This is a genomic window from Bartonella sp. AA126HLJHH, from assembly GCF_042197425.1.
GTDB lineage: Bacteria > Pseudomonadota > Alphaproteobacteria > Rhizobiales > Rhizobiaceae > Bartonella.
Window position 1 is genome coordinate 137,211 of record NZ_JBHIRU010000003.1, and the last position, 14,913, is coordinate 152,123.

A 14,913-nucleotide genomic window follows, 5' to 3' on the forward strand; every position below is an offset into this window, starting at 1 on the left:
CATGTTTCTTTCACAAATATATTTCAAAAAACATCGAAGACCAGCCAGTCCAACACTTTGCTCTAAACAATGAAAAAATACTTTTATTGCGAATTATTCAGCTTTTATAGCCTACAATTTCGTATTATTTTATTCAAATAAAGTGATAATGAATTTTTTCACAATTGTCATTTAATTCATTTCGTATTCTATAGTTTTTTACAGAGAAAATTAACCTTAATGTAAGCTAAACTTTTAGGCTTCTATTTCGGTGCACTGAAATAGAAGCCTAAAAATTCATAACAAACACATTAACTACGCATAAAATTAATTTTTTGTTACTTTAAGCAAACTTTCTTTAAGCCCATAAAACAAACTTTTTATGCCAATTGAATAGCTCAATCAATGATAATACGAATCTCGCAAGTCTTCAAAAGCATGAGAAAATTTATCTACAACCCATCTTTTAAGGACTCCAGCTGCCTTAACGACAAGCTTTCCAATGAAAAAAAAATATACGATAAAAAGAGCATCTTTGATTGTTGGTCCGATGATAGCGTTCTCATTACCTCTGGGAATTTGCCCTGAGATAGCAATAAAATCTTTGTTTTTCGCTGAAATAAGAGGCTCTTTCTCTTGAGCCACTATCATAATGAAAACTTCCTCTGGAAAGCTAGCTCTCCTAAAATTTGCATGAATCTCAAGAATTTGAGAGAAAAAAAGAACTGTTATTGAAACACATAATTTAGCACTTTTAAACATTCTTTTCTCCTTTTTTATTTTAAATATCAAAAATGAACTATAAAATTCATAAAGTATTAAAAAATAAGAAGAATATAAATTAAAACTTTTATTTTTACTTGATACAATACATATATCATAATTTATATTTATAAAAATACAATATCACGAATATATAATTCGTATATATTATTTAACTTATATTAAAATTTCTGATATAAATCAGAAAATATAGGTGCTTTAATTTTATAGTTTCTATAAAATAACAAAATATCTAGTTAACTACAAAAATCAGATATATACAGTAATAAATATATAATTTATTAAATAATTCAAATATAGTATTGCTCCTCTATATTTTCATATGAGGAAGTTTCAAAATTCAATATCCCCCCTTCAGCATTGACCTTAAAACAAATACTATTGAAAACTTAATGAAGGAAAAATTGTTTCTGGTAAAACAGATAATAAGTGCCCTTCACGCACAAGTATATGTGCTTGATGAAGATCTGGAGCCAGATAGCGATCTTCCTTAAGAGAAGCAACATTTTTTCGTAAACATTCCATAACAGATTGCAAAAAAGTACTTGTTTTTAAAGGTGCACGATATTCAATTCCTTGTGCCGCAACAAGCGTTTCAATGCCAATAAGTGTAAAAAGGTTTTCACTCATGACCAATAACCGACGCGCTCCATGGCAAGCCATTGAAACATGATCTTCTTGATTAGCTGAAGTAGGTGTTGAATCAACGGAAGCAGGATAGGCCATTTGCTTATTTTCAGACATTAAAGCTGCTGCTGTTACTTCAGCGATCATAAAACCTGAATGAAGACCTGGATTATGCGCTAAAAAAGCTGGAAGTCCATAAGAAACAGCTGGATCAACCATAAGAGCAATACGCCGCTGAGAAATAGATCCTATTTCACATAAAGCAAGAGCGATCTGATCAGCAGCAAATGCTACAGGTTCTGCATGGAAATTCCCACCTGATACAACTTCACCATTCCTTAAAATCAAAGGATTATCTGTAACAGCATTTGCTTCAATAATCAGTGTTTTTGCTGCTGCCAGCAAAATATCAAAACATGCCCCCATCACCTGTGGCTGGCAACGTATACAGTAAGGATCTTGTACACGCTCATCACCCCGTAGATGTGCTGCACGAATTTCTGAATTCTCTACAAGTTTTTCTAATGTTTTCGATACGGCAATCTGCCCATAATGTCCTCGTAAAATATGGATATCAGGATGAAATGGCGCCGTTGACCCCATGAGGGCATCTGTTGTCAAAGCTCCTGCCAGCAATCCACCACACAATGCCCGATAACCTCGAAAAAGACCGGCAAGTGCAAGGGCTGTTGAGGTTTGAGTCCCATTAATAAGAGCGAGACCTTCCTTTGCCTTTAAAATAATAGGGGACAATCCCGCTTTTTCTAACGCAGCTGCTCCACTCATACGAATATTTTTAAAAAATGCTTCTCCCTCTCCCATCATAACAGCCGCCATGTGAGCAAGTGGGGCGAGATCACCGGAAGCGCCAACAGACCCTTTTTCAGGGATGACAGGAATGACGCCTTTTGCAAGCATATTTTCCAGCAAATTTACCAATTCTAGACGAACTCCTGAAGCCCCTCTTCCTAAAGAGATAAGCTTTAAGCTCATTATCAAACGCACAATATTTTCAGCTAAAGGCTCTCCTACCCCACAACAATGGGACAAAATAAGGTTTCTCTGTAAAACAGCGACATCGTCCGCATCAATTTTAATGGAAGCCAACTTCCCAAAACCAGTATTAATACCGTACACAGGCTCACTTCCAGCAGCAATTTCAGCAATGCGCTGAGCCCCTTTCTCGATAGCTAAATGCGTGTCATTATGAAGTTTACTTACTTCATCATTAAAATAAATAGCTGCAAGCTCACTAAGCGTCACCTCGCTCGGTTTCAGTATAATAGTCATAATTTACTTTCTTTTTTTTTATCAAAGTATAACGTTTAGCATTATTGATCCTTCTATAAAACAAAAAAAACTATAACGACTCTTTAAAGCGAGAATGCTTTCTTAAAGGTATTCCTTACAATGGAGTTATTATCCAAAAGTAGAATAGTTGACGATAAATGAAAATGAAATATTGACAAACACAACCAAGGTCATGGATTTTAAAAATAGATAACGCATTAATTTATAATTATAATCTAGCATGATTCATATTAAATGAGAGAGCGGAATATCTTTAGACTCTCTCATTCCAAATCTGTGTATGTTGAATCAATCAAAACCATTCGCTTGCACGTCATAAGCGAAATTGGCGTATGGATAAACTGTACAAAAAAGGACTACTCCTCTTATGAGCCGTGTCAAGAGCTGTCACAACATTGGGAAATGACAAAGTGTGTGATGGTGCAGGCTTATTCTTTTATGAAGCGTAAAGATGGAGAACTCAATGGATTTATCATCAAGCTATTCCTACTAAACTTATAAAAATCTTAAATAGATAGCTGTCACAATCTATCATGATTGCAAAAATTAAACTCTATAGAAAATTAAAAAACTTATTCAACACATCACAACAGAGAAGAAATTGAGCTTATTTGCCACTTCTAAAATTGTATTTAAAGCGCCAGATTAAATCTTGAAAAACACATCTTCAATAAAACCACATAAGAATCGGCCTAACCCGTTATTTAAAATAGAAAATAAAAGAAGTTTTCTTATATCAAAAAAAATAATTAATATATTGTTTTATATTATATCTTTTAAACAGAGAAATGCTTCATATAGCATATTTATATTTTACTTTTTTGTTATACTGAATCTAAATTTAGAGATAATTTCAAAATGAGTTGTTTTTTTAAGGTTCTTCCAAGCCATTACCTTTTTTACTACAAATTTCTGATTATGATAATTTTTTGTACTTTTTCAGTTATTTTTGTCAAAATTTATTAAAAACACTCTCATTTAATAATAAAAAGCAATCATAAAAACAAAGAATTATCAAACATTTCTATTCAATCTACCTCTTTCCATTTTATAAAATAATCTGTTGTTAAACTGCAGTAAAGAAAGCGCTTCGATGCTATAATGCAGAGCATAAGTTTTCTATTTAAACTCTCTCATATTAAATGAACAATGAAAATCAGCGGTAATAAGATGTCAATGTGAATGCTGAAGAAGAAAAAACCTTTCTCTCTCAAAGTCTGACTTAATAAGGCGTTAATTTTCTGAATACCGCCCACTCTGATGTGTTAAAAGAGCAAAAGCAATCATCGATATCGGATTATCCTGCATACATATAGAGCTCACTTTGATACAAAAGCTCCAAATTGCCTTGCACTTCATATTTCTTTATCAATGCGACCAATTGCCGCAAATATTCTTCCCCATAGCAAGCAATAGCGCGTTGCACTTGCGTTGAAGAGCGGCTCATTCCAATAAAAGCTTCAGATGGGATCATCATCGTCCAATTGTGCGTATGAAAAGAAATCTTTTCTGGATCTACCCCAAAGCCATCACTCATTTCCTGTAAAAAATCAAAATTACGATAATAACGGGAATAATTTGGACTCATCTTCTCTAACAATGTCTCATAAGCCTCTAGAAATTCGCTATGCTTGAAATCACGATTATTTTGAATAACCGCCATGACACCATTGACCCGAAGTTGATCTGAAATAACGCAAAGCAATTTAGGGCGATCCATCCATTGAAATGCCTGCGCTGCAACGATAAGATCTACCTTGCCTATTTGAGGCAATAGATCTTCGGCTCGGCCCTGATACCACCGCACGTTCGGAAATTTTCTTCGTCCCTGCTTAATCATATCTTCCGATACATCAATAGCATGATATTGGTGCTCGTTGCCTAAAAATTTAACAATCCCCTCTAATGCGATGCCTGTCCCAGCGCCTATATCCACGATGGACAAATTCTTTTTGTTCTTAAAAGGAAAGAGCATGGTTTTAAATAAAGTAAGGGGATAGCGAGGACGATAACGATCATAATCATTAGCCAATCCATCAAACTTTTCACTTTGCCGCTGAACACTTTCTATCATAGGACTTTGTCTCTCCTTACAGTTGCTGATATACATAATTAAAAAGTCTTTTTATCCAATACGTTAAGCATAACTTCTAAAGGAAGAAAATAGGAACTGCCCTTACCTTCTATTTTTCTATAAAATTGATCCTTACATTTTTCTCTTTTCCAGTTATTATCTGCACATTTTGAAACCCAAAACTCCTACGAAAATAATATAATTTTCTGTAATAATAATTAATATTAATATTATTGATCTTTTATAAGATGACATCTATATTACTATTATTATTTTAATATCAACAAGTCACTTAAGCGTACCTAAAACGCAGAGAGATATCAATTTATTGATAAATACGCCTGTTTATAAAGTTCAAAATACTTTCCACCAAGAAAATAAACCCTATATAATACATAAAATATCTGTGGAGACATCTTTATGTTAAATGTACAAACTTCTTCAATGTTTAAAATATTAAAAAAATTTCCAATCGTGATTCTTTTGGCATGGTTAGTGCCATTTTTAAGTGGTTGCGGATTTAATACGATACCAACAAATGAAGAAAAAGCACATGCAGCATGGAGTGAAGTGCTCAATCAATATCAACGTCGTACAGATCTCATCCCCAATCTTGTAGAAACAGTTAAAGCTTACGCAGCTCATGAACAAAGTGTTTTCACAAATGTAATTGAAGCACGTGCTAAAGCAACACAAGTCAACATTAATGCAGATATGTTGAATAATCCAGAAATTATGCAGCAATATCTCAAAAATCAAGCAAATTTATCAAGTGCACTTTCGCGACTTATGGCTGTTGTTGAAAACTATCCGGATCTTAAAGCAAACCAAAACTTTCTTGCTCTTCAATCACAATTAGAAGGAACAGAAAACCGTATTTCCGTTGCGCGCCGGGATTATATTGAAACAGTACGTGCCTACAATACTGCACTCAAAACAATGCCGACGATGATTTGGGCAAAATTATGGTTTCGTGATGCTAAACCTATGCCAACTTTTACCATCGATACTGATAGCCAACAAACACCAAAGGTTAATTTTAATTAATGAAATCATTTCGATACTCTTTGCAACGTATTGTATTTCCAAAATTATGGGCTTTTATCTGCTCTCTGTATTTAGTTGCTGCATTAGGAAGTATCGCTTGTTCGCAAATAAAATTTCCTCATTTAACAGGTTATGTTAATGATGTGGCTCATTTGCTCGATAATGCAACCAAGGAAGACTTGACAAAAAAACTGGCAGCACTCGAAGAGAAAACGGGAGATCAAATTGTTCTTGTAACACTCCCTACTCTTTCGGGCAACGATATAGAAACGTACAGCAATTCTCTTTTTCGTACATGGGGATTAGGCCAAAAGAAGATCAATAATGGTGTATTACTGGTCATTGCACCGAATGAACGCACAGCACGTATCGAAGTTGGATATGGTTTGGAAGGAGAGCTAACAGATGCTCTTTCCTCTGTCATTATTAATAGCTTCATGATTCCTAATTTTCGCGAAGGAAATTATCAAAAAGGAATTGCTGAAGCAGTTGATGCAATTATCAAAGTTATTACAGAAAGTGATTCTGATTTTACTTTTCGCATCAAAGAAAAAGCTAAAATCGTTGAAGAACAACGTAAACAAGCTGAAAAAGAAGAAATGGTAATCAATGCAATTATGTTTCTCATTCTCTTTATAGTCGTTGGTTTGCCCATTCTTGCAATGATTTTTGGTAAAAAAGTGGGTCCACAAAAGTATCTCTGGCTGGGGATCATCTTCACACCTTGGTTTCTTAACTTAAGTGCCGGTGGCAGATATCCTGGTGGAAGGTTCGGTGGTCCTCGAGGTGGAGGGGGATTTAGGGGTGGTGGTGGATCATCAGGTGGTGGTGGTGCAACAGGAAGATGGTAAAAGGAACGTGGATTTTTAAGCGTAGCAAATCTTCTTAAGATAAAATTTATGAACGTATTCTCTTTTATTCAACAATTCTATACCTTACTCTGTAATCACTTTTATTGATTACAAAATAAACTCAAACATCAAGATAAATATTACCCATGACATGTGAATTGAAACATACAGATCGTAATCACTTATCACATCATTTTAATGCAATTCTAGAAAATCCACCCGTCGAATGGAAAATAAGCGATCATCTAGTTGAGTATCCTGAAGCTCTGCGTTATATGCAAGAACGTGTAGAAAAAATTCTTGCAAAAACTGCGCATGAACAAGTTTGGCTTCTCGAACACCCTTCCCTTTATACAGCGGGAACGAGTGCAAATAAAAAAGATCTTTTGGCGCCTAATTTATTCCCTGTTTATGAAGCAGGACGTGGAGGTGAATTTACATATCACGGTCCAGGACAGCGTATTGCTTATATCATGCTTGATCTTAAACGCCGGAAACAAGACATTCGTGCTTTCATTAGTGCATTAGAAGAATGGATCATACAGATGCTTGCCAACTTTAATATTAAAGGCGAACGCAGAGAAGATCGCGTTGGTGTCTGGGTTAAACAGTCTCATTGCCCATCAAAACAAAATGATCTTTCTTCCGAAGATAAAATTGCAGCTATTGGCATTCGAGTGCGCAAATGGATAAGTTTTCATGGAGTTTCTATCAATGTTAATCCTAATTTAGCCCATTATTCAGGAATTGTTCCTTGTGGAATTACAAACCACGGTGTAACAAGCTTTCTTGATCTAGGTTGCCCTGTAGCAATGCATGATATTGATATTGCTCTCAAACACGCTTTTGAAAAAATTTTTGGTCCAACAATCGATGTTTCCTAAGTGCATTGATTTTTAAATAAAAAACAGGCATAAAATTTATTTTAATGAAATATTTTATGAGGTGGATAGTTAAACGCTATGAGCGATAACAAAAAGGATCTTTTTAGTGTTTTAAATAAAGCCCAATCTCGGGTAAATACAAAAGAAAACACTCTGCAGTCTCCAATGAAATCAAACGCGATGATTTCAAGAAAAAGTGCAAAAGATACGCAAGAAGATGACTATAATGCTCTCTCTATTCGAGTTCTTGAGGGTTTAGAGCCGGTACGTTTACGCCCTGGAATGTATATTGGTGGAACAGACAGTAAAGCGCTTCATCATTTATTTGCCGAAATTATTGATAACGCGATGGATGAAGCTGTTGCGGGTTATGCAGATTCTATTGAGGTCTCATTAGATAGGAACGGTTATATAACCGTTACAGATAATGGACGCGGTATTCCTGTTGAAAATCATCCTCAAATGCCTGAGAAATCGACTCTTGAAGTTATTATGACACAACTCCACTCAGGGGGAAAATTTGATGGAAAGGCTTATCAAACTGCAGGTGGACTTCATGGAGTAGGAATTTCTGTCGTCAATGCTCTTTCTGATGATATGGAAGTTGAAGTTGCACGAGAACGAAAACTTTACCGCCAACGTTTCTCACGCGGTATTCCTCAATCTGGATTGGAAGATCTGGGAGATGTTTATAATCGTCGTGGTACACGCGTTCGTTTTCATCCTGATCATGAAATTTTTGGTGAAAAAGCAGCTTTTGATCCAGAAAAAATCTATAAGATGACATGCTCCAAAGCCTATCTTTTTGGTGGCGTAAAAATTCGCTGGTCTTGTGATCCCGTCATACTTGAAGGCGCAAAAAATATTCCTGAAAAAGCTGTTTTTCATTTTCCCGATGGGCTTAAAGACTATTTACTTTCGTCACTAAAAGATGAATATCGAGTAACGTCAGAAATTTTTTCTGGCAAAACACAACACAATAATGGCCATGGCTCCGTTGAGTGGGCTATCGCTTGGCATGGTGGTGATTCTTGTGTGCAATCTTACTGCAATACGATTCCTACAGGAGAAGGCGGAACACATGAAATAGGATTACGTCAAGCTCTTTTGCGTGGATTGAAATCCTACGCTGAGTTAATAGGAAACAAGCGCGCAACGATTATTACGTCTGACGATATTATGATTTCAACAGCCGCAATACTTTCAGTCTTTATCAGTAACCCTGAATTTGTTGGACAAACAAAAGATCGATTAGCAACCATTGAAGCACAGCGTATCGTTGAGAATGCAATCCGCGATCCTTTTGATCATTGGTTAGCAAATTCCCCACAAGAAGCAACAAAACTTCTCGATTGGGTTATCGAACGTGCTGAAGAACGTGTTAGACGACGCCAAGATAGAGAAATAAGTCGAAAAACTGCTGTCCGTAAATTACGTCTGCCCGGTAAACTTGCAGATTGTAGCCAGAACCATGCTGTGGGTGCTGAACTATTCATTGTTGAAGGGGATTCTGCAGGAGGATCTGCTAAACAAGCAAGAAATAGAGCAAACCAAGCAATTTTACCTCTTCGTGGTAAAATCTTAAATGTCGCCAGTGCTGCACATGAAAAAATGAACTCAAGCCAAACAATTAGCGATCTGATCCTTGCTCTTGGATGTGGAACACGCTCCAAGTATCGTGAAAAAGATCTCAGATATGAACGTATTATCATCATGACAGATGCTGATGTTGATGGTGCTCATATTGCGTCACTGCTCATTACCTTCTTCTTTCAAGAAATGCCTGACCTTATTCATCAGGGACATTTATATCTTGCCGTCCCTCCCCTTTATAGAATATCGCAAGGAGGAAAAGTTGCTTATGCTCGTGACGACATTCATAAGGATGAATTGCTCAAAACTGAATTTACTGGAAAAGCTAAAATCGAAATCGGGCGTTTTAAAGGGCTGGGTGAAATGCGCGCAGAACAACTTAAAGAAACGACTATGCATCCTCAAAAACGTACATTGCTTCGTGTTTCTATTGATGCCGTGGAAATGCAAGAAACGAAAAAGACTGTAGAAAGTCTCATGGGAACAAAACCAGAAGCACGATTTCGTTTCATACAAGAAAACTCTACTTTTGCTTCTAATCTAGACATCTAATATAAAAAATATCCCTTTCAAACCACTGCAGCTGCGTCAATCACGCGCAGTTGCGGATTGATCGTTCCATTCCAATAATTCAAACTAAGATGACCAGCTAAATGAATCATTTCACCAATATTTTCAAAAAGAAAATCACCTAGCGATGTCCCTACAGCACGAAAAGCTATTCCTTGTAGTTTTTTTCCTTCAACATTAGATACAATGAGGCGAAGATGTCCTTTACCAACTTCAGATAGATTCACCAGTCGATGAGAGGGAAGAACAAAAACAGGTGTTGCATTCCCTGCCCCAAATGGCCCTGCTTTTTCAAGCAATTCAAACAGCGCTTCATTAACACCAGAAGCAGAAAGAGAACCATCTATACTAAGAGATTTTTTTGCACGCAACTGTGAAACCATTAAAGAAACTTTTTCTTCTAGCCATTTTCGAAAAATTTCAATTTTTGTTGATTGAATTGTAATTCCTGCTGCCATACTATGCCCCCCTCCTTTTTCTAATAAATTTAATGTAACAGCTTCACGAACGATTGCTCCTAAATCTATACCATTAATTGAGCGTCCCGACCCTACGCCATTTCCATCTTCTTTCAAAGCAATAGCAAAAACAGGACAAAAAAAACGCTCTTTGAGGCGGGAAGCAAGAATACCAATAATCCCCGGATGCCATTCTTTATGAGAAATGACAAGTGACAATGGTATTTCTTGATCTTGATAAAGAGAAGAAATGTAAGATTCCGCTTGTGCTAATTGAATATTCTCCATTTCTTGGCGTTCTTGATTAAGCCGATCTAATTGTTCTGCTATTCTGTCCGCTTCATCTTTATTCTCACAGCTAAGCAAACGTGCTCCCAAAGCTTGATCACCAATGCGCCCTCCTGCATTAATTCTAGGACCTAATAAAAAACCTAAATGAAAACTATTAAGCGGCTCCCCTATTCGTGCAACCTTTGTTAAAGCTGTTATTCCTAGATTATGCATAGAACGAGCAACTTGAAGCCCTTTTAACACAAAAGCACGGTTAACCCCCTGTAATGGAACGACATCACATATGGTTGCCAATGCAACAAGATCAAGCATACTTAAAAGATCAGGCAGCGGTCCTTGGAATTGTTTTTTCCGCAGCAAATGATGAACCCAAGCTAACGTAACAAAAACAACGCCAGCTGCACATAAATGCCCCTGTTTAGAAAAATCATCAGGACGATTAGGATTGACAAGAGCAACAGCTTCTTGATGAATCTCTGACATTTGATGATGATCTAAAATCACAACATCAGCACCAGCAAGCCTCGCTGCTTTTACGGCATCTGGACTGTTTGCGCCACAATCAACAGTGATAATTAACCGAGCGCCTTCTTGCACAAGCATCCTCATTGCTTGTTCATTCGGACCATAGCCTTCAACAATACGATCAGGAATATAAATTTTGACTTCAATACCAAAATAACGAAAAAAACGCGCTATGAGTGCCGATGAACAAGCACCATCAACATCATAATCACCAAAAACAGCAACCTGTTCTTGATTGAGAAGAGCCTTAACAATACGCTCTGCAGCGCATTGCATATCCCTAAAACTTTCTGGATCAGGCATAAGCGTACGTAATGTTGGATTAATAAAAGCAACAGCCTCAGCTTCATCCACATCTCTTGCTGAAAGTACTCGAGCTAACTGATCTGGAAAGCCAAATTTTTGAGAAATAGCGCGCGCGTTATTTATCCCTTGAACATCAAGGGCATCTAACCAAGCTTGACCACAAGCAGAAGATTCAACATTGAGAAAATAACGAGACCACTGCATTATTGCTTATTTTATAATGAAGAACGATAAAATACAATCATGCGTTAAAGATAAAATAGTCTTTTGCAACATTCATTTTAAGTTTAAATGGTCTACAAACTTCTTTTAATGGGGTATTATAATACCCTTCTTGTAACATGTTGTTTTATAAAGTTTTTATTTTCTCTTGACGTTAATCAAAAGACATTATATCAGAGCAAGTAGTATGCGTTAAATATTTCGCTATGGTAACAATTTTCAACGCAAAACAGTAAAAATTCCCTTATATTAAAAGGGTTCTAATAAAGGATACTTCTATGGCAACTTTTTCACAAAAGCCAACTGAAGTGGTGAAAAAATGGGTTATTATTGACGCAGAAAACCTTGTTTTGGGTCGTCTTGCCACATTTGTTGCTAACCGCTTACGTGGCAAACATAAAGCTACATTTACTCCACATGTTGATGATGGTGACAACGTTATTGTCATTAATGCAGATAAAATAGCTCTCACTGGCAAAAAATATACGGATAAAAAATATTATTGGCATACCGGCTATATTGGTGGAATCAAACAACGTACAGCACGTCAACTTCTTGAGGGGCGTTTTCCCGAACGCGTTATTGAAAAAGCAGTAGAGCGCATGATTCCTCGTGGACCTCTTGGTCGCCGTCAATTGAAGAATCTACGTGTTTACGCTGGAAGCCAACATCCACATGAAGCACAACAGCCTGAATCTCTTGACGTTGGTGCTTTAAACCGCAAAAACAAAAGGATTGCTTGATTATGGCTGAAATTAATTCTCTTTCTGAGCTTAGCATAGTAACAAGTATTACAGAAACACATGAAAATGTTGTTCCTGTTCACATGCAGAAGCTTGATTCACAAGGACGTGCTTACGCAACAGGAAAGCGTAAAGACGCTGTTGCGCGTGTATGGATTAAACCAGGTTCTGGAAAAATCACGATCAACAATAAGGAATTTGACAAATATTTTGCTCGTCCTGTTCTTAGAATGATTCTTCGTCAACCAATTGTTGCAACAAATAGGGATACCCAATTTGATATTATTGCAACCGTTGCAGGCGGTGGTCTTTCTGGACAAGCCGGTGCAGTGCGCCATGGCATTTCCAAAGCTTTAACCTATTACGAACCAGAACTTCGCTCAATCTTGAAAAAAGGTGGGTTTCTTACCCGTGATAGTCGTGTTGTTGAACGTAAAAAATACGGTAAAGCAAAAGCACGTCGTTCTTTCCAATTCTCAAAGCGTTAATTTCAATTTTTGCAATGCATAAAGCCTCGGACAAAAACGGGGCTTTTTTAAACTGCTAAAACAGACTTTTAGATGAATGTAGGAACAAATCTATACCGATTAGAAAAAACAAGAATGCAAAACAACCTCTTCTCTTAAGATAAAAGGCAAGAAAAATAGACCGAAAAAATTCAAAACTTCAGTTTCAATTTTTTAAATCTGTTTTACTAACTTGTAATATATCGACGTGCTAAAGCACAAAAATATTTACGCGACAACTTTAGCAATCTTATAAGCTTTTCAATATTTTTTCTATCATCACTTAACAAGCTTTAGTCCAAGAAATGCTTTACCATTGTAATAAAATGAGGGACAGAAATAGGCTTTGACATATATTCTTCACATCCACTGGCACGAATTCGCTCCTCATCGCCTTTCATAGCAAAAGCTGTTACAGCAACAACGGGGATTGATCGAAGTTCTTCATCTTCTTTTAATTGTTTAATAACATCTATTCCAGAGACCTCTGGCAACTGGATATCCACAAGGATAAGAGATGGCATTGATGAACGCGCCAAATCTAATGCCATAAGACCATTACGTGTTTCAACGGTTTCATAACCACTCGCTTCTACAAGATCGCGAAATAACTTCATATTAAGCTCATTATCTTCCACGATCATGACTTTTTTTGACATTCGTATAACTCCACCCTTCTCAGATAAAATAGAGAAATAGAAATGAATCCACATTCTCTTTGCTTAAGATAAAATGATAAAATGAATTGTAAACCACAAAGAGATTAAAAGATTCCAATAAAAGCATTTTTGCAAATATTTGTAAGACGCATCGCTATACTTATTCAGTTCATCAACATAAAACCCACAAATAGTCGTAAGATTGTGTGACCTTGTATTTTTTGAGTTGATATACAAAGTTTATGGATATCTCAATTAATGCATTCGCGTTTTCATCATAAAAAAAATATCAACCACAAACTTAGCTCAAATGCGCATTTTGAAGAGAAAAAAATTTAAGTAAATTTAAAAAGCAACTGATTAGCTGAATTTAATGCACCATATACTGGCATCCACAAAACAATATCTTAATGATATAAAAGGATAAACTTATCAAGGTCATTAAGATTAAAAAAATAAATAAACCGTGATTAAATATCACGGTTTATTTAATATAAAACATTCAATAACAGCATAATTCAAAGTTTATCAAGGATAATATCTTTTAATTCAAAGCCCATGAACTATGAGCAAAAGCATCGAATGTTCTTCCACCTGTCTCTCTGTTAGGACTCGGTGGCTTTCTAGTAAAGAAATATACAAGATATGCGATGAGACCAAAAATCGCTGTCTCCAACCCCATTAAACCCGCAACTTTTTGGACATTTTTCTCACCCCCTTGTCCTCCAAACTGGCTAATAATCATATCAACAGCTTTAATAACTCTATTTTCCTGTGTCATTACAGAAATAAAACTAGCATTTTGAAATCTGCCATTTAAAGAATCAGCATTGGCTCTTAAAATCTGTGAAAAGAAAATCGCTACTGCAACAAAACATACTATACAATGCTTGAATATTTTCATCATAACCACCTAATTACAATATTTAGTAAAATAAATTTTCTTTACCGCCCCCTCTAAATAGAAAACATTCCGTTATCTATCGATAAAGTATATTTATCTTCTGATAATAAAAATATAATACAAAATTTAATTAATAATTTTATTTTAATTGTTATTTTTATATTATATTACACTTACAATATATCCGTTACATGTTTATTTAAGGATTGTCAATTATTTTATTTGTAATTTACATTGAGTAATTTAAAGATAAAAATATATTAAAAAAAGTTATTTTATTGTTTTTATTATAAATTTAGCTTTATTATCATAACTATTATTATGATTTTATAATATAAAAAATATCAATATGTTGTTTTTTTAGTTACATGCAATGTTTTTATTTTTTGTATAATATATTAAAATAAATATTTTTATAAAATATTTTTCTTTAGTATAGATTGAGAAAAAATATTTGCCCCAGCTACAATTAGCGTAAGAACCAGCTTAACTCTTTGATTGAAAAAGCTAAATTAGATAAGATAAGGGATAACTTTGGTGAATGCGCTAAATCTAATACCATAAGCTATTACACATTTCA

12 protein-coding genes are annotated in these 14,913 nt (G+C 35.5%); 6 read left to right on the plus strand and 6 right to left on the minus strand.

Annotated elements, in window-relative coordinates:
- Window positions 1-381 precede the first annotated feature (381 nt).
- The 3 genes from ACFIQC_RS02965 to ACFIQC_RS02975 form a co-directional block, all read right to left on the minus strand.
- Window positions 382-741 (minus strand): hypothetical protein, encoded by a 360-nt coding sequence (locus ACFIQC_RS02965; RefSeq protein ID WP_375621417.1) that lies wholly within the window; start codon window positions 739-741, stop codon window positions 382-384.
- Window positions 742-1,140: 399 nt separating this feature from the next.
- Entirely contained in the window at window positions 1,141-2,679 is a 1,539-nt protein-coding gene (hutH, locus tag ACFIQC_RS02970; RefSeq protein ID WP_375706719.1) for a histidine ammonia-lyase, read from the minus strand.
- 1,318 nt (window positions 2,680-3,997) lie between these two features.
- The gene (locus ACFIQC_RS02975) at window positions 3,998-4,774 is read right to left on the minus strand and encodes a class I SAM-dependent methyltransferase (RefSeq protein ID WP_375621419.1); all 777 of its coding nucleotides are present in this window, start codon (window positions 4,772-4,774) and stop codon (window positions 3,998-4,000) included.
- A gap of 420 nt (window positions 4,775-5,194) precedes the next feature.
- On the opposite strand from ACFIQC_RS02975, the gene ACFIQC_RS02980 reads away from it, so the two are divergent.
- The 4 genes from ACFIQC_RS02980 (at window position 5,195) to parE (ending at window position 9,701) form a co-directional block, all read left to right on the plus strand.
- Entirely contained in the window at window positions 5,195-5,821 is a 627-nt protein-coding gene (locus ACFIQC_RS02980) for a LemA family protein (protein ID WP_375706720.1), read from the plus strand.
- Window positions 5,821-6,672, plus strand: a complete 852-nt coding sequence (locus tag ACFIQC_RS02985; RefSeq protein ID WP_375621421.1) for a TPM domain-containing protein — start codon at window positions 5,821-5,823, stop codon at window positions 6,670-6,672. Before ACFIQC_RS02980 ends, ACFIQC_RS02985 begins: the two co-directional genes overlap by 1 nt.
- Before the next feature lie 146 nt (window positions 6,673-6,818).
- The gene (gene lipB / locus ACFIQC_RS02990) at window positions 6,819-7,556 is read left to right on the plus strand and encodes a lipoyl(octanoyl) transferase LipB (protein WP_375613128.1); all 738 of its coding nucleotides are present in this window, start codon (window positions 6,819-6,821) and stop codon (window positions 7,554-7,556) included.
- 78 nt (window positions 7,557-7,634) lie between these two features.
- A complete protein-coding gene (parE, locus tag ACFIQC_RS02995; protein ID WP_375621422.1) occupies window positions 7,635-9,701 on the plus strand; it encodes a DNA topoisomerase IV subunit B in 2,067 nt (688 codons plus the stop codon).
- A 17-nt stretch (window positions 9,702-9,718) separates the two neighbouring features.
- Here the strand turns inward: parE and recJ are convergent, their stop codons facing one another.
- Complete coding sequence (recJ, locus tag ACFIQC_RS03000) at window positions 9,719-11,503, minus strand: single-stranded-DNA-specific exonuclease RecJ (RefSeq protein ID WP_375706721.1); 1,785 nt, start codon at window positions 11,501-11,503, stop codon at window positions 9,719-9,721.
- Between the two features lie 296 nt (window positions 11,504-11,799).
- On the opposite strand from recJ, the gene rplM reads away from it, so the two are divergent.
- Window positions 11,800-12,264: a 50S ribosomal protein L13 gene (rplM, locus tag ACFIQC_RS03005; protein ID WP_015856544.1), complete on the plus strand. Its 465-nt coding sequence runs from the start codon at window positions 11,800-11,802 to the stop codon at window positions 12,262-12,264.
- Window positions 12,265-12,266: 2 nt separating this feature from the next.
- Window positions 12,267-12,752: a 30S ribosomal protein S9 gene (rpsI, locus tag ACFIQC_RS03010; protein WP_375630114.1), complete on the plus strand. Its 486-nt coding sequence runs from the start codon at window positions 12,267-12,269 to the stop codon at window positions 12,750-12,752.
- A gap of 311 nt (window positions 12,753-13,063) precedes the next feature.
- Here rpsI and ACFIQC_RS03015 read toward each other — a convergent pair whose 3' ends face one another.
- Together ACFIQC_RS03015 and ACFIQC_RS03020 are read right to left on the minus strand one after the other, a co-directional pair.
- Window positions 13,064-13,429 carry a response regulator gene (locus tag ACFIQC_RS03015; protein ID WP_273724078.1) on the minus strand — a complete coding sequence of 122 codons (366 nt, stop codon included), beginning with the start codon at window positions 13,427-13,429 and terminating at the stop codon, window positions 13,064-13,066.
- 544 nt (window positions 13,430-13,973) lie between these two features.
- Complete coding sequence (locus tag ACFIQC_RS03020; protein WP_375706731.1) at window positions 13,974-14,333, minus strand: hypothetical protein; 360 nt, start codon at window positions 14,331-14,333, stop codon at window positions 13,974-13,976.
- Window positions 14,334-14,913 lie beyond the last annotated feature (580 nt).

What these genes read in the sequence shown, in the direction of transcription:
- ACFIQC_RS02965 (WP_375621417.1), bottom strand. Translation starts at nt 741, where the DNA reads ATGTTTAAAAGTGCTAAATTATGTGTTTCAATAACAGTTCTTTTTTTC.
- hutH (WP_375706719.1), bottom strand. Translation starts at nt 2,679, where the DNA reads ATGACTATTATACTGAAACCGAGCGAGGTGACGCTTAGTGAGCTTGCA.
- ACFIQC_RS02975 (WP_375621419.1), bottom strand. Translation starts at nt 4,774, where the DNA reads ATGATAGAAAGTGTTCAGCGGCAAAGTGAAAAGTTTGATGGATTGGCT.
- ACFIQC_RS02980 (WP_375706720.1), top strand. Translation starts at nt 5,195, where the DNA reads ATGTTAAATGTACAAACTTCTTCAATGTTTAAAATATTAAAAAAATTT.
- ACFIQC_RS02985 (WP_375621421.1), top strand. Translation starts at nt 5,821, where the DNA reads ATGAAATCATTTCGATACTCTTTGCAACGTATTGTATTTCCAAAATTA.
- lipB (WP_375613128.1), top strand. Translation starts at nt 6,819, where the DNA reads ATGACATGTGAATTGAAACATACAGATCGTAATCACTTATCACATCAT.
- parE (WP_375621422.1), top strand. Translation starts at nt 7,635, where the DNA reads ATGAGCGATAACAAAAAGGATCTTTTTAGTGTTTTAAATAAAGCCCAA.
- recJ (WP_375706721.1), bottom strand. Translation starts at nt 11,503, where the DNA reads ATGCAGTGGTCTCGTTATTTTCTCAATGTTGAATCTTCTGCTTGTGGT.
- rplM (WP_015856544.1), top strand. Translation starts at nt 11,800, where the DNA reads ATGGCAACTTTTTCACAAAAGCCAACTGAAGTGGTGAAAAAATGGGTT.
- rpsI (WP_375630114.1), top strand. Translation starts at nt 12,267, where the DNA reads ATGGCTGAAATTAATTCTCTTTCTGAGCTTAGCATAGTAACAAGTATT.
- ACFIQC_RS03015 (WP_273724078.1), bottom strand. Translation starts at nt 13,429, where the DNA reads ATGTCAAAAAAAGTCATGATCGTGGAAGATAATGAGCTTAATATGAAG.
- ACFIQC_RS03020 (WP_375706731.1), bottom strand. Translation starts at nt 14,333, where the DNA reads ATGAAAATATTCAAGCATTGTATAGTATGTTTTGTTGCAGTAGCGATT.